This window comes from Janthinobacterium sp. FW305-128, from assembly GCF_020858135.1.
Classification (GTDB): domain Bacteria; phylum Pseudomonadota; class Gammaproteobacteria; order Burkholderiales; family Burkholderiaceae_D; genus Janthinobacterium.
Genome location: NZ_JACYMK010000016.1, coordinates 1 through 21,631 on the forward strand (window position 1 = coordinate 1; position 21,631 = coordinate 21,631).

A 21,631-nucleotide genomic window follows, 5' to 3' on the forward strand; every position below is an offset into this window, starting at 1 on the left:
GCATTCGGCGTGCTCAGGTCGGGAAAAATATTTGATCCGGCCTTGCACGCCGCTTGACGGGGATAACAGTATCTACACCCTACCGCGCCCAACAGCGCACCACCGCTGGGGTCTGCCCCAAAAAAAAAAGCGCCCGAAGGCGCTTTTTTCATTCATGGCGGCCGGGTCGGCCGCCACTACCTGCTTAGAACTTGTAGTTATAAGCGAGACCGATCAACTGCATGCGGGTCTTGAACAGGCCCTTGGTGGTTTCACCGTTGCCGGTGCAGCCCGTCTTGACCGGCGAGCAGTCGTTTGTGTAGTTGACGTCAGCATCCTTGAAGTCGATATAGCTGTAAGCCAGGTCGATCGAGGAATTGGCGTTCAGCTTCCAGTTCGCGCCGATCGAATACTGCATGCGGTCGCTGTCCGGCAAGGCCGGGTGGCGCAATTCGGCGCTGCGGACCGGCGCCTGGTCGTGGGCGATACCGGCGCGCAACATCAGGCTTTCGCTGTACTTGTAGTTGGTGCCCAGCGACACGCGGTAGGTGTCTTTCCAGTTCTGGCGAATGCGCTCGGCGCCTTCGGCCGTCGGCGGGAACTGGATGTCCAGGTTCTGCAGGCGCGAAGTGCGGGTCCAGGTGACGTCGCCCATCAAGGCCCATTTATCATCCATCTGATGGAAGGCGTTGACCGACAGGGTTTCCGGCGTACGCAATTCCACCAGCGCTTCCGAATTGACCTTGTTCGACGCCTTGGCGATGAAAGCGTTCACGGCCGGATTGCTCGTCACTTGCGAGAAGTCCCAGATGGTGCTGCCCTTGAGCTTGTGCGAAATCGACGAGCGGTAAGCGATACCGAAACGCGTGCCTTCGTTCAGCTGGTACAGGTAGCCCAGGTTGAAGCCGAAGCCCCAGTCATGGCCATCCATCGAGGCATGGCCATCCTTGATCGGGCCCTGCAGCGCGGCGCCTGCAGCTTGCGCCGCAGCCAGGCCCTGCGTCTTGGCGATATTGGCCAGGAAGGCCTGCGATGCGCTAGGCGCAAACTTGCCCAGGAAGGCAACCGAACCCGGCACGTCCACGCCCTGGCCCAGTTCCGCCTTCATGTATTCGGCCGTCACGCCGAAACCGAACGAGTGGTGCTGGTCCAGCTTGAACGACACGGAAGGATTCAGGGCGATGGCTTCGAGCTTGATATTGGTGATCGCGTAGCGGCCATACCAGTCGTTGCCGTAGTCGAGCTTGGCGCCATACGGCACGAACAGGCCAGCGCCGACGGTCCACTGCTCATTGATTTTCTTGCTGGCATACAGCGCTGGCGCGAACACGGCATCCGGCGCATAGTCCTTGGTTGCCGCGTAAGGCGTGCGGTTGCCCGGGAAGAAAGGCTTGGAGCCCGAATCCGTGTAGGTCGAATGCGGTACCACCAGGGTGCCGCCGCCCACGAATTGCGTGCCTTCCAGGCGCGCCATGCCGGCCGGGTTATAGAAAATGGTCGACGCGTCGGCCGCTTCGGCGCCGCTGGCATCGGCCGTGCCCTGGGCGGAAACGCTTTGCGAGCCGAAACGGTAGCCCGATGCCTGGGCGGTGGAAGCGAAGCCGGCGCATGCGACGGCGATGAGGAGGGGCAGATATTTATGTTTCAAGTTAGTCTCTCTTTATTATATGAAGTGTCTTCGTCACATTGTCCCGGGTAGCTCAACCTCACCCGTCCTGCACTGTTCTTGCCGCCGTGAACTCCAATTCACTGACGGCATGAGCGAAGCATATAATATTTTTTAGAAAAAAGCGAACGTTCGCTCTTTTTATGAAACAGCGTTGTTTTCCATGCCCATCACGACGCTCTACAGCACCGGCGCCGGGGCTGGAAGCGGTATCAGGAAGCGCTGATGCATCAGCGCCAGCATCTGTTCGGCCGGCACGGGACGCGAGATGAAATAGCCCTGCACTTCATTGCATTGCAGCGCGCGCAGGATGTCGAGCTGCTCGCGCGTCTCCACGCCTTCGGCCACCACGCTCATGCCCAGCGCATGGGCCATCGACAGGATGGCGCGCACGAAGACCTCGCCCTGCTCCGAGCGGCCCAGCTCCATGGTGAAGGCGCGGTCGATCTTCAAGCCATCCATGGCGAACTTCTGCAGCTGCGACAGCGAGGAATAGCCGGTGCCGAAATCGTCGACCAGCAGGCGCACGCCCAGCGCGCGGATGGCCGACAGCTGCTCCACGGCGCGGTTCTGCTCATCCATCATGGCCGATTCCGTGATCTCCACCTCGATCAGGCGCGCATCGATGCGGTGGCGCGTCAGCGCGGACGCCAGCACCTGGTGCACGTCGCCACGGCCGAACTGGCGCGCCGACACGTTGATCGATACGGGCACCAGTTCCAGTCCGCTGGCTTGCCAGCGCGCCATCTGCAGGCACACCTTTTCGATGACCACTTCGCCCAGCTGCGAAATCAGGCCGCTGCTCTCGGCCACGGGGATGAATTCCAGCGGCGGCACCATGCCATGCTGCGGATGGTGCCAGCGCACCAGCGCCTCCATGCTGCACAGCTGCCCGCTCATGGCGTCGACGCGCGGCTGGTAGACGACGAGGAACTGGTCCTGCTCCAGCGCCGCCACCAGGCTTTGCTCCAGTTCGCGGCGGCTGCGGATGGTTTCGAACAATTCCGGCTGGAAAAAGCGGTGATGGCCTTTGCCCGCCACTTTCACGGCGTACATGGCGATGTCGGCGTTCTTCAGCAGCACTTCCGTCTCGGCGCCATCGCGCGGATACAGGCTGATGCCGATCGAGGCCCCCATCTTGTGGCGTTCGCTGCCCAGGTAAAACGGTTCGTCGAAGGCGATGGCGATGCGCTGCGCCACCTGCTCGGCGCGGCTGTCGTCCTCCACGGGGTCGAGCACGACAACGAATTCGTCGCCGCCCAGGCGCACGACGTGGTCGCCCGGCCGCAGCACGGCCTTCAGGCGCAGCGAGGCGGCGCGCAGCACTTTATCTCCCTCGGCGTGGCCCTGCGTATCGTTGATATCCTTGAAGCCGTCCAGGTCGATGAACAGCAGCGCCAGCATGCGCCGCGCGATGGCGGCGCGGCCCAGGGCGCCGGGCAGGAATTGCTGCAGCCAGTATCGGTTGGGCAAGCCCGTCAAGCCGTCCTCGTTGGCCAGGCGGCGCAAGTCGCGCTCGTGCTCCTTGGCCGTGCTGATGTCTTGCAGGGTGACGGCCAGGCGGTCGCCGCTGCGCACCAGGCGCCGGCGTATCCAGCGCAGCTTGAAGGGATTGCCTTCCGGCAGCTCGATCTCTTCCTCGGAGAAGCCGGACTCCATGGCGGCCCGGTAATTGTGGATCAGGTCGCGGAAATACGGCTCATGGGCGCGCGACTGCAGGCGCATGCCCAGCAATTGTTCGCGCCGCACGCCGAAGTAGCCGGCGCCCGGCTCGTTGCAGTCGACCATCTCGAAATCGAGGATGCTGCCATCGGCGCCGCGCAGGGCGGCGATGATATAAAAGCCGTCGCTCGTGCCTTCGGTGGCCATGCGGTAGGCATTGCGCACGCCTTCGGACTGGTGGTGGCGCCACGCCAGGCGCAGCGACAGCACCGTGGCGACGGCGGCAAAGGCCAGCAGCAGCACGGTGACGGCCAGCGCGATGCCGATATAGATGGTGCGCGTTTCCTCGTAGGGGTGCAGCATTTCGCCATCCGACAAGCCGACCACGGCCGTAAACGGATAGGCTTTCAGCGCCTGCCAGCCCACATAACGGCTTTGCTTGTCGGAAAAAGCGATCCGGCCGCCCGAATGCAGAGCGCCGCTCTCCGTTTCCAGGAAACTGGTGTCGAGGAATGGCGTGCCCTGTGCGCTCTGGGCCGGCAACACGCGCGCACCGAGACGCGTGCTGAACAGCTCGCCCTCCTCGCCCACCATGGCGGACATGCCGAACTTGCCGAAATTGACGCTGTTGTAGAATTCGGAAAAATAGCTGGAGTGGATGGAGATCAGCAGCACGCCGTCGAAATTGCCATCCACGTCTTCCAGCCGGCGCGTGAAATGCACGAGGCTTTCGTCGGCGCCCGGGGGTGCCGCCGCTTCGCTCGCCCTCCCCAGCGCGATGCGCAGCGCGCTGGAATTGCTGCGCCAGTGGCGCAGCAGGAAATCGCTGCGCTCGTTGACGCGCAGGCGCTGCAGCGGCGCCGTGGCCGTCACGGGATGGCCCTTGCGGTCGAGAATGGCGACGATGGCAAATTGCGGCAAGGCATACATGCCCTGCGTCTTCAATTGGTCGAGACGCAACTGGCCGCGCGAATTTTCCCATTCATACTTGAGCTGCAAGGTCAGCTGGTCCATCTGCTCCAGGGTGCGCAGCAGATACTGGCTGTAGGCTTTCGACAACGAGGAAACGCTGTTGAGCGCCTGCTGCTGCGCCACCTTTTTTTCCGCCTCCAGCTGCAGCAAGGTGGCCGTCCACAGCACCGCGCACAGGACCAGCCCCAGCAAGGGCCAAGCCAGGATCAGGCGCAGATTGGCCTTGAAAAAATCGGCCCTGCTCATCTCCACTACGGCGCCGTTATTATTATTTACAAATTGTCGCAAGAACATGGTGCAGCGTCTGCCGTTTCTGTGTATTTCTTCAAGGACACACAAATTACCACAGAGTCATGTTTACAGGTAAGCCGGCCGCGTAATTATGTATGCGGCCCGCAGACCGCCTGTCGCGCCTGCGTTACAATCACCATCCTTACCGTTGGAGAAATACATGCAGCAATATCAAGATTTGATCAAGACCGTGCTCGAAACGGGCAGCTGGCAAGACAACCGCACGGGCATCCGCACCCTGAGCGTGCCGGGCGCCATGATGCGTTTCGACTTGGCCAACGGCAACTTCCCTGCCGTCACGACCAAGAAACTGGCTTTCAAATCCGTGATCGGCGAATTGTGCGCCTTCCTGCGGGCCTCGCGCAACGCGGCCGAGTTCCGCGCGCTGGGCTGCAAGGTGTGGGACCAGAACGCCAATGAAAATGCGCAATGGCTGGCCAACCCCTACCGCGAAGGCGAGGATGACCTCGGTCCCGTGTATGGCGTGCAATGGCGTCAATGGCCTGCGTACAAGCTGCTCGACGCCGACCAGCCCGCGCAAATCGCCGACGCGCAAGCGAACGGTTTTACCCTGGTTGCCCCCATCGTCGAGGACGGCGTGCAAAAAGTGCTGCTGTACAAGGCCGTCGACCAGTTGCGCGAATGCCTGGACACCATCATGACCAATCCCGGCAGCCGGCGCATCCTGTTCCACGGCTGGAACCCGGCCGTGCTCGATGCCGTCGCCCTGCCCGCCTGCCACTTGCTGTACCAGTTCATCGCGAACGCCAGCACGCGCGAAATTTCGCTGTGTTTATATGTGCGCAGCAACGATATCGGCCTGGGCACGCCGTTCAACATCGCCGAAGGCGCGGCCCTGCTGCACCTGGTGGCGCGCCTGACGGGCTACACGCCGCGCTGGTTCACCTACTTCATCGGCGACGCGCACATCTATGAAAACCACCTCGACATGGTGGAAGAACAACTGAAGCGCACGCCGTTCCCGGCGCCCAAGTTTGTCATTTCCGAGCGCGTGCCCGATTACGCGAAGACGGGCAAGTACGAGCCGGAATGGCTGGAAAAGATCGAACCGTCGGATTTCTCGCTGGAAGGCTATGAACACCATGCGCCGATCAAGGCGGCGATGGCCGTCTGATGGCGGTCGCACCGCTGGCGGCGCTGCACCGCAAACTGTTTGACGAAACGGACGGCGTCAAGTTTTCCAATCTGAAAGACCGGTTGCTGAAAAAGCATGCCGCAGATGACCGGCTGGCCGTGCTCGCTATCCTGACCGCCTACGCAAGGGAAGGCCAGCTGCTGCACTGGCGCGCCTTCCTGATGACGGATATCGTCGCCCTGGCCGAACCGGGAGAATACGGCGATTTTTTCAGCTGGAGCCTTGATATGGACGGCCTCGCCTACTGGGGCGTGGATGGCATGCTCAAAAGCATGGGCAAGGAGGCGTATGCTCCGCTCGTGGCCTTGGCCACTGCGGAAAATGCCAAGCTGAGCGTGCGCGCCAAGGCCGTGAAAAGCTTGGCCGCCTTCAGCCGCCAGCCTTTCGATGCCGGTTTGCCGTACGATCCCGGCCATTGGAAGGAAGAGCAGCTGCGACTGGAGGCTGTGCAGGCCTGGCAGCGCGATGGCTACCCGGATGGCGCAGGCCATGCGGCGCCGGCCACCCACGCGGCGCTCGATGAGCCGCGCACGCCGCTGGAAAAGGCTGCCGCCAGGCTGGAGAAAAAACTGGCGGCCCGGCGCAAAAAGGAGCAGGACCTGGCGCAGCCATCGAACTGGCTGACCATCGCCAGCGCCGCCGACATGGCCGGCATCGCGCAGCGCTGGGCCTTGCCGGAGCAGTACCGGCGCTTCCTGGCTTGCCATTCGCCGCTGCGGGTGTTGATCGACAGCCCACAGTATTTCCAGGGCTTGAGCCTGTACGGCGCGGCCGAGCTGGTCAAGGCCCAGTCCGGTTACGCCTGGGATGCCGTCAGCGGCGCCGCCATCGCCGGCTGGCCGGAACAATACCTGGTGATCGCCGACGCGGGCGCCGATCCGTATTGCCTGGACCTGGGCGCCATTGCCGGCGGCGATGCGCCCGTGTACACGGCAGAACACGGCATGGGGGCATGGCGCTTCGAGCGCCATGCGGACAGTTTCATCGACTTCCTGAACGAGATCGCGGCAGCCGCCTAGCCTGCTTCGCCTCCCGGTCCGCCAGGGCCGGGACCGCCTGGGCCGCCCGGCCCCCGTCCGCCCGGCGGACCGAAGCGAGGTTCGCGCTCGCCCTCTTTCGCCGCCGACGTGGCGCCGCCCAGGCGGTACGACAGCCCCACGTAAATCATCCGGCCATCGAAGCGCCGCGTGCTCGTCTCGCGCAAGGAAGCGCTGTTGATGACGGTTTCCATCTTGTTGCTGCTGAACACATCGGTCACATTCATGACCAGGCTCAGCTGCGGCGTCACAGTGTGGCGCCAGCTCACGTTCAAGGTGTTGTTCGGCGAACGGTAGCCCTGTCCCGACAGCATCTTGCCCTGCATTTGCAGGGCCAGCTGCAGCTGGTTGGCCGGGTTGATCTGGTAATTGAGGCGCGCGCGGCCGCTCAGGGCATTCGCCGTGCGCGTGCTGCGGTTGCCCAGGTCGTCGGAACTCGTCTGCTGGCTGCGCGCCAGGTTGCCGCTCGTGTTCAGGGTCAACGATGGCGTGAGCTTGCCGCTGACGCTGAACTCCAGGCCGCTCGAATGGCTGCCCTCGCCGTTTTCCCGCGTTGTCAGCAGCACATTGTCACTGATGAAATAGCGGTAATCGACGATGGCATCCGTGTCGCGCCGGTGGTAGGCACGCAAGCTGCTTTCCAGACCAAACAATTTCGTTTCATAGCCGATCTCGAACGAATCCGTCTGCGTGGGTTTCAGCTTCGGGTTGCCGGCCGACACATTGAACTCATCGCGGTAGATCACGTACGGATTCAGGTCGCCCGCGCTCGGGCGGCGCAGGCGGTGTGCATAGCTGAAGCGCAAATTGCTCTCGTCGCTGACCTTATACGTGGCAAACAGGCTGGGAATGTAGTTGACGTAATTGTTGCCGGCCTCGACGCCGCTGGTGATCTGGCGCACGTTCAAGTCCGTGTATTCGGCGCGCAAGCCGGCTAGCGCACCCCAGCGCTCGCTCAGGCGCATCTGGTAGGAACCGTACAGCGCGATGGTGCGTTCGTCGAGCTCGAAACGGTTGCTGCGCATGGGGTTGACGGTTTCCAGCGGGCTGATCGGATGGATGTCAGTGTAAAGGGTGTCGAAGCTGCTCTTGTTGTCGGCCACCTTGTAGCCGAGCTTGGCCGTGCCGCCCGCCAGCGGACGCTCGTAGTCGCCGCTGAAGTCGACGATGCGGTTGCCCGTCTCGCTGTGCTGGCGCGCGCGGCTGTCGAAGGTGTTGACGGGCGCGACCGCGTAGGTATTGGCGTAATCGCTGTCGCTCTCGTTGGTCGACGACGACACGCGCAGGTCGATCTTGAGGGTTTCGCCCGGCAACTCGCCCTTGTGGTCGTAGCGCGCGCCCCAGCTGTAGTTGCGGCTGTCGCCGTTGCGCACGGTGCTGCGCACATAGTCGCCGATGGTGCTGCCCGTGCTGTCGCCATTGAGGTAGCGGTCGAGCGAGCGCTGGTCGTTGCTGCGCCCGTTATACGACACGCTGGCGGCCAGGGTGTCATTGGCGTTCAGGTTGTAATTGACGGTGCCGTGCAAGCCCAGCGAGTCGTTCAAGCCATTGCTGGTGGACTGCTGGCTGCTGGGGGCGAACGCGCCCGTGCCACGTTCCAGGCGCTCGCGGCTGACCTCGGCGACGGAATTGCGGCCGTCATGGCGTACATTGATGCCGCCCTGGTAGCCCCACGGCCCTTCGTTATAGGTGCCGGAGACGGAGCTGTTGTAGCGCCCGGCGATGCCGGCATTCGCGTTCACGGTGGCAAAGCCGCCCGGCTTGCGGTTGCGCCGCATCACCAGGTTCAGGATCGGGCCGCCACCGGCCTCATTGCCGAACTGGGCGCCGGGATTGTTGATCACTTCCACCGATTCGATATCGTCGGCGGCCATGGCGTTCAGGGTGGCGCCGCGCGAATCGCCCTGCAGCATGGCCGACGGCTTGCCATCAATCAATATCTGCACATTGCTGCTGCCGCGCAGGGAGACGGACCCATCGGGATCGACGGCCACCGACGGCACATTGTTCAAGGCATCGGCCGCCGTGCCATTGGTGCTGCCGACGTCGGACTTGACGTCGTAGACTTGCCGGTCGATGCGGCCAGTGGGACGTTCGGCCGTCACGCTGACGGAAGGCGGAGACCCGGCGGCCGGCGCCGGCTTGACGGCATTGTCGCCGGTGACGGTTTGCGCCTGGACAGCGGCGCCGGAGACGAGCAGGCTGCCGCCCGCCAGGCAATGGAAAAGAAGTTTATGCATTTGGCTAAAAGATAATCGAGACGCTACGGATGAGGCACTACGCCGCAGCGTGAGAGCACATGCCAAGCATGCCACGATTGCAAGGAGCAAAGCAAATGCGAACCATTGTTATTTACTTCAATTTACAAATCTCCGGTGCTTGTGGCATTCCAGCCTCATGCCATGCAGCTCGCGCTGCCCGGGATATCTCCGATGCCCGCAAGCGTCGCGAGCGCCGTGTTGCCATGGCCGGCACCCGCGTCGCGCGCGTAGTTTTCGCCGGCCTCAAAAACGGTACGCCAGGCTAGCCAGCAAGGTCGGATTATGGGACGAAGACTCAGTCAGCGAAGCTCCCCCGCGGGTACGCCAGGCCAGCGTCATGCCTGCGCTCCATGCTGCGCCTGCATAGCGGACGCCGACGCCACTGCCGGCCAGCGTGCGCCGGTTTCCCGTACTCGCCAAGGCGTCCTTGTTGATGTCAACTCGTCCCATATCGTAGAAGACGAACGGCACCGCCGCACCGATTGTGTAGCGCACCTCGGCCTGTGCCAGCCAGCCATTGTCACCATACGCCTCGCCGTTCGGATACGCCCGCACACCGTTCACGCCCCCAAGGCCCAGCTTTTCGGACGGGTCGAGGTTGTTCCCCGCGCGCTGCGCGGACAGGCGACCATAGAGGTCAATCTTGCTATTGAGAGACTGAACGCGCGCCAGGTCGATGTTCAGCTTGGAGAACGCACCGGCCGTGCGGGCGCTCGCGCTGTCGATGGTCTCGCTTGCCTTATCCAGTCCGAGGCGCCCATGCACCCACGAGACGACACCGTAGGTGATGCCGGCGTAAATGAACTGATCGCGCACGTCAAAGGACAAATTGACCGGCACGACTGTACTTCGCTTGTCACTTGACGACGAAGTCGCCCCCTGGCGGTCCTGCAGGGACTTGTGATCGATGCTGGCCGAGACGATCAGGTTGCGCGACTGCGAGCGGACGATCGGATAGCTCATCCCGACGCTCGCCACGTCCGCCGTGCCGCGCGCGCCGAGGGACGCGAAACTGCCTGCAAGTTCGTAGTATGAATGCGTGTAACTGGCGCGTCCGCGCAAGCCGCTGTAACCGATGGGTGCCGCATACGCCACCGATCCAAACCACATTTGGGCATCCGTATAGAGCGCCTGCAGCGAGAGTTGATCACCGAGCATGAATGGACTGTCGGCATCCAGGCTCGCGTGAAGACGCGTGCGGCCGGTCGCCCGCGTGCCAAAATTGTCGATCCCCGCTTCCCCCTTGTAACGATGATCCCTTTGCACATCGACGATCAGGTCGCCAGTGCCGACCTCCTTTCCAGGGCGCATCAGCGGCGCCGTGATCACGCCGGGCTGATCGTTCAATAAAAGGGTCGTGCGCTCCAACAGGTGCGCCTCGATCAAGGCGCCCTTCGGCAGTGCCGACAGGAAGCCTTGCGCCCCTGACGTCAATGCGCCATCGCCCGTCGCCTGCACCAGGCCATAACGACCTTCGAGGATCTCGATGCGTAATTCGCCAGCGGACAGATCCTGTTGTGGCAGGTAAGCACGCGCGAAAGGATAGCCGGCTTGCTGATAACGGGAGGTCATGTGTGCGGCAAGCGCGGACAGTCCCGCGAAGTCATATGTCTTGCCTGTGACCGGGCCAAGGTCGGCCAGCAGTTCCGTACTCGGGATCTGCGTGTTGCCGCTTATCGTCACGCGCTGCAGCGTTATTTGCACGCCACCGGAAACCTGTGCCGCCGGTTGAGGCGCAGGCAGCACGCGCAGCGTGGGTGCCGCACGACTGGTCGGTTGCGGCAGCGTACGCGCATTTTCCTGCAGCAGCGTACCCGCCTCAGGTAATTGCTGGGCAAGCGCGGGCATGCAGGCCGTGACGAACAGCGTCATCGGCAAAACAGTGGATGGATGCTTCATAGAATACCCATGTCCTGAAGGTGTCAGAGATTATTCGGCGCCGGGGCGTTGGAGGTATCGCTGCTTGCGCTGGCAGGCATGCGGATGCCGCCAGATACGACCATTACATCGAGATATTTGGCATCGCGGTTGGCACCAGCGCCTTGGGTCGACGACTGGCGCCGCTGCGTGGTGCTGGCCGGTGCCGCATTAGCGCCCGTCCCCTCGCTCATGGCAGTCTGTGCTGTCCCCGACTGCGGCGCAGTCACGCTTTCAGCCACGGCGACATAGGCCAGCCCGCCGACCGCGGGCGCGGCAAACGACGACGTAATACCCGCCGCCTGCGGCGTAATCGTCGCCGCGGCTGCCGTTGCCGTTGCCGTTGCCGTTGCCGTTGCCGTCGAGTTTGCCCGGGCTGGTGCCGTCAGTATCCTGCCTGTGCTTGAACTTGACGCAGGGATAAGGTAATTGCCGGCATCTGCACCGCTCAAAGTGAGGCCGGTGACGCTGACCGGAATGGCAATACCGGCAGATGCCTGTGCGAATTTCGCTGAGGCCGAATTGGCATCGAGCTTAACGGTATCGTTGGCGACGAGCCCTGTAAGCGTTCCTGGCGTTGCAATCATTGCCGTCGTCGTGCCGTCAGCCGTCTTGTCGGCAACGGCGAGACCGCTGACGGTAACAAGTTTCGGCGTAATGGCCGCCGTCACGCTGGCCGGCGCGGTCACGCTGTAGTTCGCCGCCAGGCCACTACCGTCGCCCAGCTGGGCGCCGCTGACGGTCACGGTTTTGCCGTTGCCGGCATTCTTGTCGGCAAACGCACCCGTCAATGCACCCAGTGCCAGGGTTTCATTGCCGACCAGGCCCGACAGCGCACCGCCGCTCAGCGTGGCCGCCGTGCCGCCGTCATAGATTTTATTCGCAGCCGACACGCCCGTGATACTGAGCGCCTTCGTCGTAATGGCCGCCGTCACGCTGGCCGGCGCGCTCACGCTGTAATTCGCCGCCAGGCCTGTGCCGTCGCCCAACTGGCCGCCGCTGACGGTCACGGTTTTGCCGCTGCCGGCATTCTTGTCGGCAAACGCCCCCGTCAATGCGCCCAAGGCGAGCGTCTCGTTGCCGACGAGGCCAGACAGCGTGCCGCCGGTCAGCGTGGCCGCCGTGCCGCCATCATAGATTTTATTCGCGGCCGACACGCCCGTGATACTGAGCGCTTTCGGCGTAATGGCCGCCGTCACGCTGGCCGGCGCATTCACGCTGTAGTTCGCTGCCAGGCCCGTGCCGTCGCCCAGCTGGCCGCCGCTCACGGTCACGGTTTTGCCGTTGCCGGCATTCTTGTCGGCAAACGCACCCGTCAATGCACCCAAGGCGAGCGTCTCGTTGCCGACCAGGCCCGACAGCGTGCCGCCGCTCAGCGTAGCCGCCGTGCCGCCGTCATAGATTTTATTCGCAGCCGACACGCCCGTGATACTGAGCGCTTTCGGCGTAATGGCCGCCGTCACGCTGGCCGGTGCAGTGACACTGTAGTTCGCCGCCAAGCCACTACCGTCGCCCAGCTGGCCGCCGCTCACGGTCACGGTTTTGCCGTTGCCGGCATTCTTGTCGGCAAAGGTGCCCGTCAATGCGCCCAAGGCGAGCGTCTCGTTGCCGACCAGGCCAGACAGCGCACCGCCGCTCAGCGTAGCCGCCGTACCGCCGTCATAGATTTTATTCGCGGCCGACACGCCGGTGATACTGAGCGCCTTGGGCGTAATGGCCGCCGTCACGCTGGCCGGCGCGGTCACGCTGTAGTTGGCCGCCAGGCCCGTGCCGTCGCCCAGCTGGCCGCCGCTGACGGTCACGGTTTTGCCGTTGCCGGCATTCTTGTCGGCAAACGTGCCCGTCAATGCACCCAAGGCGAGCGTCTCGTTGCCGACCAGGCCCGACAGCGTGCCGCCGGTCAGCGTGGCCGCCGTGCCGCCATCATAGATTTTATTCGCGGCCGACACGCCGGTGATACTGAGCGCCTTTGTCGTGATGCTGGCCGTGCCGCTCGCCTGGTCCGTGATCGTATAGTTGCCCGCGTCCGCGCCGCCATGCGCGCTGGTCAGTATCACCGTCTTGCCGTTGCCGGCGTTCTTGTCGGCAAAGGCGCCGGTCGCGCCGACCGTTACCGCATCGCCGGCGACCAGGCCCGTGAGCACGACGTTCGATGCATTGACCGTGGCAGCCGTGCTGCCATCATAGACCTTGCTGGCGGCGGTGATGCCGGACACCGTCAGCGCCTTCGGCGTGATGTCGGCCGTTACCCCGGCAGGCTGCGAGAACGTGTAATTCGAGGCCGAACCCGTGCCATCCGTTAGCGATATTGTCGACAAGCTCACCGCCTTGCCCGTGCCGACATCCTTGCTGGCAAACGCACCGGCAATAGCGCCCAGGTTCAGCGTCTCGCTACCGACCATGCCGGATAGCGTTCCCCCCGACAGCGTGGCCGCCGTGGTGCCGTCGTAGACCTTGTTTGTTGCGCTGATACCGCTGACGGTGAGCGCCTTGGGCGTAATGAACACGGCATTGCTTGCGCTGGCCGCGCCCAGGCCGGGCAGCTGATAGTTGCTGGCCAGGCCGCCCACGCCGTTGAGCAGCGACGCCGTCGTGATCCAGCGCGCTGAAGCGGCGTTGGCGCTGTTGGCGGTCGCGCCGCTCACGCCGAGGTCTTCGCCGGCGACCAGATTGCCGAGGATGACGCTCGAGAAAGCAGCCGATCCATCGTACGTCCTGGTGCCGCCAAGTGTGACCGTGCGCGCAGTGATTTGCGCCGTAGCGCTGGCGGAATTAGCTGCCAGGCTGTAGTTGCCCATGTCCGCGCCGCCGAGCGTAATGCCCGAGATATTGACGGAGTACGTGCCCACGTTCTTGGCACCGAAAGTACCCGTGCCGCTGGCCGTGACGACATCGCCTGCGATCGCGCCGGCCACTGACACTGCAGCCGTCGTGTTGCCGTCATAAACCTTGTCGGCGGCGCTGGGCGTCAGCTGTTTTTGCGTTATGGAAAAGCTGCCGGTGTTGAAATACCCGACCGCATACGTCGTGCCGCCCGTCGTGTAATTGGTGGGGTTGGCCGATGCAGCCACGAGCTTGGTATACGTGCCGACGTTCTTGCTGGTGGTAGCGAAGGCAGGCGCCGGAACCAGATTCGACACCGAAAAGTTAGCAATGTCGGTGGTGGCCGAATACGTCAGGCCGGAGGTCGCTGTATTGCCATCGTAGATCTTGCTGCCGGAACCGGCTTGGGTAATGAACAGCGCGCGCGTGGCCATGTCGACGGCTTGATACGTCGCGTAGAGGTAGCTGTTGTTGGAACCCGGAACGACCATCGTCCCGCAATTGGGCAGCTGTGCCGAACAGCTGGACAGCTGAGGCGCCTGCGTGTAGGCCGACAACTGGGGCGCGCCGTTGACATAGACCAGCCAGCCGGCGACCGACGGGCCCTGAAATACGACTTGGGCACGGCTTCCATATGAGACCAGTCCAATGGCTCCCGCGTTGAGGTCGGCAGACGTATAGTTGCCTGGCGTGGCGTTGACCGCGTTCAGCAGCATCGTGCCGCCTGTAGTTGACGAGGCCAGCGTGGTCACCGTGTTCGAACCGCCCTGGAATGCCAGGCCAAACGTCTTGATGCCTCCGGTGCTCTCGCCGTTAATGAGCAGATTGCCGCTGCCCGACCGGATCGTGGCATTCGACTGGATGTACACGCCGGCCGTCGCGCCGCCGTAGCTGCCATTGTTTGAGCCGACGAGCGAGCGACCGTTGATCGTGATATCCCCGCCGCCAGAATCGATGGCTTTGCCGGTGCCGATAATAATGGCGGGGGTGCTGGAACTGGTGTTGAGCGCATAGGCGATGTTGCCGTTCGCGCTGCCGTTGGCGCCTCCGACGAGGATATTGCCGCCATTGGAGGACAAGTTGCCGGCAACGTTGACGCCGCCCGTCGTGGCGCCCGCTGCATTGCCTGCCGACAGTGTCAGGTTCAACCGCCCCGATGTCGACGTGACGTCGGCACCCACGACGATGTTGCGGTCGGCACGCAAGGTCAGGCTGGCATCGCCGCCAGCGGTCTTGGCGATCGGGCTGGATACCGTGATATCGCCGCTGCCGCTGCCCGTCACGCCCGTGCCGCCCGGCGCCTGGGTCGTTATGGTGACGTTCGTGCCCTGGTTCAACGCGCCGGTAATGGTGGTAGCCGCGGCCAGGTTGATCGTGTAATCGTAGGGATCGACGAGCCAGTCGCCACCCTTGCCTGCGGCCGCGCCGGCGTTGACAACGAGATCCGGTGCCGTATTGACATGGGCCGCCGAAGTCTCGATATCGCCGCCGTTACCGCCATGCGGCGCGCTGGCGTCCAGCAGTCCACCGGCATGCAAGGTACCGGACTGCATGTCGCCCAGCAGCAAAATCTCGCCGCGCTTGCCCGTCGCGAGCGTGCGCGCCTGGATAATGCCGGTGTTGTTGATCACCGAGCCAGTGAGCTCGCCGGCGGACTTGGCCGTCATGAGCACCTTGCCTCCGTCTGCACGGATCGCGCCGCCGTTTTCGACCAGCGCGTCGACTGCGCCCTTCTGCACCTGCAACTTGACGGGGCCGCCAAAATCGACCAGCACTTCGCTGCCGGCGCCGAACAGGACATTGCCGCGTTCGGCTCCGATCTGTCCGCTATTTTGTACCCGGGCCGCCACTAGCACGATGTTGCCGCCGGCAGTGGCATTAATGGTGCCCTGGTTCGCGACCGTGCCAGTGCTCTTGCCCGCGAGCTGGTAGCGGCCCGCCATAAAATCATCGGTGCCCATCGACAATGTGGATGCCAGCAGGCCACCTACGTTAACTTGTGCCGTTGGACTGAACAGCACGCCGTTGGGATTGACCAAAAACACGTGGCCATTCGCATTCAGTGCACCCTGGATAATCGATGGGTCGGCGCCCACCACGCGGTTCAGTGCGACCGATGAGGCGGAAGGCTGCACGAAGTTGACTGTATGACCTTGTCCAATGGAAAAGGATGTCCAGTCAAGCGCTGCTTTCTGGCTGGACTGGTTGACCGTCATCGTCTTTCCTGCATAAGCCACCGATGCCTGGCCTGTTACAAGCTGCCCGTTCGTGGGCAAGGGACCAGCGGCGGCGATACCACTTGCGGCACCTGCCAGCAGCGCAACTGCCGTCTGACGACGGCGCGTGCGCGACGTAGTCGATTTTGTCCGCCCGGAAGCGAATTCCGAAACCGCCTGCCACAAACCGGTCGTGGCATTCCAAACAACGCGATAGATATGGTTCATACAAACCTCTATTCAATGTGCTTTGTCAGCGTGCCACCAAGCGAGGCGACACGGAAAATAGTAGGAGTTTGTCGCGGCCTTGCGCAGTTCTCTCGACGTATGTGGGCGGGAGTTCCAGGCAATAGCAGACAAAACACGTACAGGCACAACTGCGGGTCTGGGCGGATGTGGAAGGCTGTCGTCTATGACAGCTTCTTTTTGGATGGTGCGATATGCTCAAGCATCGCATAAATTGCTGCTTTAGGGCAATCTTTTATGATTAGTATCAAGTCAGATGCGGTATCTGCGCAACACCTATGCGACGCTCCTGCTCCTTCGCTAGCTCAGCAAGCCATGGCCGCGCGCCAGTTTCAGCCAGCCCGGATATTCCGTCATCAATAAATCATACAGTTCCGCATCGCTGTGCTCGTCGGGCGAGCTGACGGAAAAGTAATTGGCGTTGTCGACCAAGCGGCCCTGCAGTTCGTCGAGCTTTTCCAGGAACGGGAAATCGGAATCGGCAAAGGCGGCGAGGAACTTGCTTTTCGACTTGCGTCCCTTGCCGATGCCCATGAATTGCCAGAAGATGGGCTCGTTACTGGCCCAGCGCAACTGTTTCTCCGTTGTCGCCTGGTCGCTGGTGCCGCCATCGGTGACGAACATCACGTACACGGGCAGCTCGGCCGCGATGGGACGCGTGCGCTCGCCGCCGGCCTTGTCTGGGAAATAAAACGCGCGGATCGCCTGCATGGCGGCGCCATAGCGCGTGTCGCCTTCGAGCGGATGACGCTGTATGGCCTGGCCTACGTAGGTATTGCAGTTACTCAAGGCCATCGGTGCCGGATGGTGGACGTTCTTGCCGAACAGGAAAACGTCGATCTCGCCATCGTCGTCGAACTTGCAGCCCAGCGCCAGGATGCGCTCGGCAAAGCGCTGCACCAGCCCCTCTTTATACAGCCGTCCCATGGAGCCGGAAATATCGAGGCACAGGCACACTTTGGCCCGATGGTCGGACAGACCCACTTTTTGCAAGGACACGCCCGCCTGCTTGACCAGGCTCACCAGTTGCGGCGCCTCGCGTTCGACGCGCTTTTCCAGATTGATCTTTGCCTGCATGACGACAGAGGCGGCCGCAGGCGCGGCAGGGGTGGCAGGAGAGGCCTGGTCGACTTCGCCGCCGAAGTGGCGCACCAGCGCATCGAGTCCCCCATTGAAACCCTGGCCCACGGCCATGCAGCGCCAGCCGCCATCCTTGCGGTAAATTTCTGCCAGCATGACGGCTTTTTCTTGCGCGAAATCACTGCCCGCGAACGCAAAGCGGGCCAGTTCGCGTCCGCCCGCCTGCAAACGCACGTGGCCCGATTGCAGTTGCGACATCACGCCGCCGCCATCAATGGACGCCGTCACGACGAGACGGTCGATTCCGGCCGGCAAGCGTGCCAGCTGCAAGGCAAACTCGGCCATGTCGCCACCGCTGCCGGCGCGCGCTTCCACGCCGCCGCACGGCGTGCGCGGCTGGTTGAAAAAAGTCATGTAGCGCTCGTCGGACAGCTTGCCGGCCGCATCGAGGCCGAAACAGGCCATGTCGAGCGCCAGGCCCTGCGCAGCGACGCCGATGTCCAGCACGCCGTCGGGAACGAGATTGGCCAGCGGCAAGCGCTGTCCCTTGCTCAAGGTTTCCATCAGTGCCTCCTAGGCGATATAGCGGCGTGGATTGTCCGCATTGCAATCATCTTCATCTTCCTTGTCCTCGCCCTTGAAGACGACGGGACCGTTGAAGGCCAGCTGCAGGTTCTCGCCCTGCCAGCTCAGCCACGGCGTCGCTTCGCTGCCCGGCTCGGACGTCTTGCCGGACGGCTCGAGAATAATGCTGTCGGGCGTGATGCGCGCCATGCCGATCACATAGGTGTAGACGCTATCGTCCCCGGCCGCCTTGGACAAACGGAAATCGAAGTCGCACTCGACGATCTGCTGGCCATACTGCATCACCATCTTCGGCCGCATGGAAGCGACGGAAACGGCGCCATTGGCCACCGCCGAATACACGCTGAAGACGAGGCCCACCGTGCCGCCGTAGTGTTGCGCCAGTGCGGGATTGACTTCCACCGTTTCCGTGGCCGGTTCCTTGCCCGATGCGCCCGCCACGTCGCCCAGGTGGCGCACGAAAGGCATGCTGTCGAAGTTGCCGGCCGCGTCCGGTGCCTGGATGAAGCGCATCTGGCCGTTCGGCAAGAGGATGCCGACGCGCAAGTCGAGATCGTCGTTATCGTCATCGCCATCGCCGTTATCGACCCAGGTGGCCTTGACGGTCAGTTTGCTCGGCGCGCCCGCGCCCTTTTCCAGCGACACCTTGTGCGTCTGGCCCGCCTTGGTCAGCGAAATTTTCGACAAGGAAATCTTGGGTGCCGGCGCCGGTTCCGCTGCCGCCTGCGCCACTTCGCCGCCGAAATGCGCGACCAGTGCATCGAGGCCGCCATTGAAACCCTGGCCCACGGCCATGAAGCGCCAGCCCCCGTCCTTGCGGTAGAACTCGCCCAGCATGACGGCTTTTTCTTGCGAAAAATCAGACCCGGCAAAGGCGAAGCGGGCCAGTTCGCGCCCGCCGTCGAGCAGGCGCAGGTAACCGCTGCCGAGCTGCGCCATGGTGGCTGCCCCATCGATGGCGGCCGTGACGACGAGGCGGTCGATGGAAGCAGGCAAACGGTCCAGCTGATAGCTGAAGCCTGCCGTATCGCCGGACGGCGCCGATGTTTCCACGCCGCCGCACGGCGTGCGCGGCTGGTTAAAGAAAGTCATGTAGCGGTCGTCGGACAATTTGCCGGCGGCATCGAGGCCGAAACAGGCGAAATCCAGCGGCACGCCGGCGCTGGCGAGCCCCAGTTGCACGACATTGCCCGTGACGAGGCCGGACAGCGCCAGGCGCTGCCCCTTGATCAGGTTTTCCATGGGATGATGTATTCAGATGTGAAAGTTTCGGACAACGACCCAGGGCAAGGCGCGTCGTCCGAAGACAGTACGAATAGTACGGAACGTGCATGGCGGCGCAACGCCGCCATGGGCCGCTTTTTTACATTGCAACGCCTGACAAAACCGTAGCGAGCGGCAACGAGTTGTGGCCGAGACGCGGAGCTGTGCTTTAGCACAGTGAGCATCGGAGGCCGCAAATCGCGACGCGCAGTAGGTTTTGACAGGTGTTATTAGGCGTTGATGCCGAAAGAACGTGCCAAGGGGCCCAGGCCGCCTTTGAAACCCTGGCCGATGGCCTTGAATTTCCATTCGCTGCCGGCGCGGTAGATTTCGCCGAAGATCATCGCCGCTTCCGTCGAGCCGTCTTCCGACAAGTCGTAGCGGGCGATTTCCGTGCCGTTGTCGCCGTTCAGGCAACGGATGTAAGCCTTGCCCACCATGCCGAAGTTCTGCTTGCGGTTTTCCGCATCGTGGATGGTGACGGCCACGGCGATCTTGTCGATGTCGGCCGGCACGTTGGCCAGGTCGACGGCGATTTTCTCGTCGTCGCCGTCACCGCCGCCCGTGGTGTTGTCGCCCGCGTGGACGATGGAGCCGTCAGCCGACTTCAGGTTGTTATAAAAAATGAAATCAGCGTCGGAACGGGCCTTGCCATCCGTTTTCAGCAGGAAGGCGCTGCCGTCCAGGTCGAAAGCGGCGCCATCGGTGGCGCGCGGGTCCCAGCCCAGGCCAATCACGATTTTCTTCAAGCCAGGAGCTTCCTTGCTCAAGTTGACATTGCCGCCTTTTTGCAAACTGATCGCCATGGTGTTTCCTCTTTAATGTGTGGGTTGCATTCGGTGTTTCAGGTCACGTCGCCGGTACCCCGGCTTGATGAGCCATGAGCCTACCATAAAGTTCCTGCTTGTCAGCCGCGCACTATTGAAAATAATGCCATGCGGAAAATGCCGTACGGCTGCCCCAATACGCAAAATGACGGATAATGCCGCTCGACGAAAATTTTCACCCTCATGAGCGACTTGAACCCGGGCTTGTCTTTGCACAATACCAAGATACAACTCGACTGCATCCCCGGCACCCTGTGCGATGAACGCTTGTGGTCACGCCTGGCGCCTGCCCTGGGCGACGCCTTCGATCTACGGCACGTGCCGCTGCACCAGGCACGCACGCGCCCGCAAATGCAGGAGCTGATCGCCAGCCACAGTGCGCCGCAAGCCCACCTGGTGGGCTTTTCGCTGGGCGCCTACCTGGCGCTCGAACACGCGCTGACGCACCCGCAACGCGTGCAATCCTTGACTTTGATCGCCAATTCCGCCAAAGGTTTGCTGCCGGCGGAAATCGAAGCGCGCCAGCGCATCGTCGCCATGCTCGAGCGCAATGCCTATGCGGGCATCACGCGCCAGCGCCTGCGTGAACTGCTGCACCCGTCGCACCTGGACGATGCCGCCATCACGGGCCTGATCCGGCAAATGGGCCTGGACCTGGGCAAGGACGTGCTGCTGGCGCAATTCATCACCACGATAGACCGCCCCGACCTGATGGCACGCCTGCCGGAACTCGATTTCCCCGTGCTGATCGTGGGCGCCGAAGACGACAAGCTCGTCCATCCCGACGATTTGCGCGCCATGGCGGCCCGCCTGCCGCAAGCCACCTTGCACTTACTAAAAGACAACACCGGCCACATGATTCCGCTGGAAGCACCAAGCGAGCTGGCGCAAGCCATGCGTGCGCATCTGGAGGCTGCCGGCAATTTCAACGATAATGACGGGCATCGGGCCATGCCCCCACCACTTTGACAGAAGCAATGAGCCATTTGACCATCATCGTCGCCACCGACCAGCAAGGCGGCATCGGCATCAACAACACCTTGCCGTGGAAACTGCCGGAAGACCTCGCGCATTTCAAGCGCCTGACGACGGGCCACCCCATCCTCATGGGCCGCAAGACCTTCGATTCCATCGGCCGGCCGCTGCCGAACCGCCGCAACATCGTCATCACGCGCAATGCCGACTGGCGCCATGAGGGCGTGGAAGCGGTGCCGTCGGTGGAAGCGGCCATCGCCCTGCTCGATGGCGCCGAAGGCTACGTCATCGGCGGCGCCGAGATTTACCGGCAGTCACTGGCCCTGGCCCAGCGCTTGATCATCACGGAAATCGGCCAGACCTTTGATTGCGACGCGTTTTTCCCTGCCGTTGACCATGCCGTGTGGCAAGAAACCGCGCGCGAGGCCCATGTTTCGGAGAAATCCGGCCTGCCTTACGCCTTTGTCACGCTGGAACGCAAAGCCTGATAAGGTGATGTCGATCGCCAGCATGTTGCTGTAATACCCCTGTCACACCCATGCGTCACGCTAGCGTACGCTTGTGACGCTTTGATGCGATATTTTTTTCCCGCAGACGCCGCATTTCTGCGAGAATCCCGTTCTTATTTTTTTTCTGCGGCTGCCGGGTTGTACGACCGCCTGACCGTCGCGCCCT

12 protein-coding genes are annotated in these 21,631 nt (G+C 62.8%); 4 read left to right on the plus strand and 8 right to left on the minus strand.

Features of this window, described 5'->3' with window-relative positions:
* Positions 1 to 184 precede the first annotated feature (184 nt).
* Together IGS60_RS26740 and IGS60_RS26745 are read right to left on the minus strand one after the other, a co-directional pair.
* Positions 185 to 1,627: an OmpP1/FadL family transporter gene (locus IGS60_RS26740; RefSeq protein WP_070224443.1), complete on the minus strand. Its 1,443-nt coding sequence runs from the start codon at positions 1,625 to 1,627 to the stop codon at positions 185 to 187.
* A gap of 198 nt (positions 1,628 to 1,825) precedes the next feature.
* On the minus strand, positions 1,826 to 4,525 hold the full coding sequence (locus IGS60_RS26745; protein WP_230506693.1) for an EAL domain-containing protein: 2,700 nt from the start codon (positions 4,523 to 4,525) through the stop codon (positions 1,826 to 1,828).
* A gap of 205 nt (positions 4,526 to 4,730) precedes the next feature.
* Between IGS60_RS26745 and IGS60_RS26750 the strand changes: the two genes are divergently transcribed.
* Complete coding sequence (locus IGS60_RS26750; RefSeq protein WP_230506694.1) at positions 4,731 to 5,705, plus strand: thymidylate synthase; 975 nt, start codon at positions 4,731 to 4,733, stop codon at positions 5,703 to 5,705.
* A complete protein-coding gene (locus IGS60_RS26755; protein ID WP_230506695.1) occupies positions 5,705 to 6,745 on the plus strand; it encodes an SMI1/KNR4 family protein in 1,041 nt (346 codons plus the stop codon). The genes IGS60_RS26750 and IGS60_RS26755 overlap by 1 nt, the downstream gene beginning before the upstream one ends.
* Here the strand turns inward: IGS60_RS26755 and IGS60_RS26760 are convergent.
* The 6 genes from IGS60_RS26760 to IGS60_RS26785 form a co-directional block, all read right to left on the minus strand.
* The gene (locus IGS60_RS26760) at positions 6,742 to 9,003 is read right to left on the minus strand and encodes an outer membrane beta-barrel family protein (RefSeq protein WP_230506696.1); all 2,262 of its coding nucleotides are present in this window, start codon (positions 9,001 to 9,003) and stop codon (positions 6,742 to 6,744) included. The two genes, IGS60_RS26755 and IGS60_RS26760, sit on opposite strands and share 4 nt — an antisense overlap.
* Positions 9,004 to 9,267: 264 nt before the next feature.
* Positions 9,268 to 10,923 (minus strand): ShlB/FhaC/HecB family hemolysin secretion/activation protein, encoded by a 1,656-nt coding sequence (locus IGS60_RS26765; protein WP_230506697.1) that lies wholly within the window; start codon positions 10,921 to 10,923, stop codon positions 9,268 to 9,270.
* A gap of 23 nt (positions 10,924 to 10,946) precedes the next feature.
* The gene (locus IGS60_RS26770; RefSeq protein ID WP_230506698.1) at positions 10,947 to 16,208 is read right to left on the minus strand and encodes a YDG domain-containing protein; all 5,262 of its coding nucleotides are present in this window, start codon (positions 16,206 to 16,208) and stop codon (positions 10,947 to 10,949) included.
* Positions 16,209 to 16,526: 318 nt separating this feature from the next.
* Positions 16,527 to 17,870, minus strand: a complete 1,344-nt coding sequence (locus tag IGS60_RS26775) for a VWA domain-containing protein (RefSeq protein ID WP_230506699.1) — start codon at positions 17,868 to 17,870, stop codon at positions 16,527 to 16,529.
* Between the two features lie 9 nt (positions 17,871 to 17,879).
* Positions 17,880 to 19,133 carry a TerD family protein gene (locus IGS60_RS26780; RefSeq protein WP_230506700.1) on the minus strand — a complete coding sequence of 418 codons (1,254 nt, stop codon included), beginning with the start codon at positions 19,131 to 19,133 and terminating at the stop codon, positions 17,880 to 17,882.
* A gap of 251 nt (positions 19,134 to 19,384) precedes the next feature.
* Positions 19,385 to 19,960: a TerD family protein gene (locus IGS60_RS26785; RefSeq protein WP_070291613.1), complete on the minus strand. Its 576-nt coding sequence runs from the start codon at positions 19,958 to 19,960 to the stop codon at positions 19,385 to 19,387.
* Positions 19,961 to 20,164: 204 nt separating this feature from the next.
* Here IGS60_RS26785 and IGS60_RS26790 point away from each other — a divergent pair, with 204 nt between their 5' ends.
* Both IGS60_RS26790 and IGS60_RS26795 read left to right on the plus strand, forming a co-directional pair.
* Positions 20,165 to 20,950, plus strand: coding sequence for an alpha/beta fold hydrolase (locus IGS60_RS26790; protein WP_230506701.1), 786 nt, complete (start codon positions 20,165 to 20,167; stop codon positions 20,948 to 20,950).
* An 8-nt stretch (positions 20,951 to 20,958) separates the two neighbouring features.
* Positions 20,959 to 21,444: a dihydrofolate reductase gene (locus tag IGS60_RS26795; RefSeq protein ID WP_121669778.1), complete on the plus strand. Its 486-nt coding sequence runs from the start codon at positions 20,959 to 20,961 to the stop codon at positions 21,442 to 21,444.
* Positions 21,445 to 21,631: the final 187 nt, after the last annotated feature.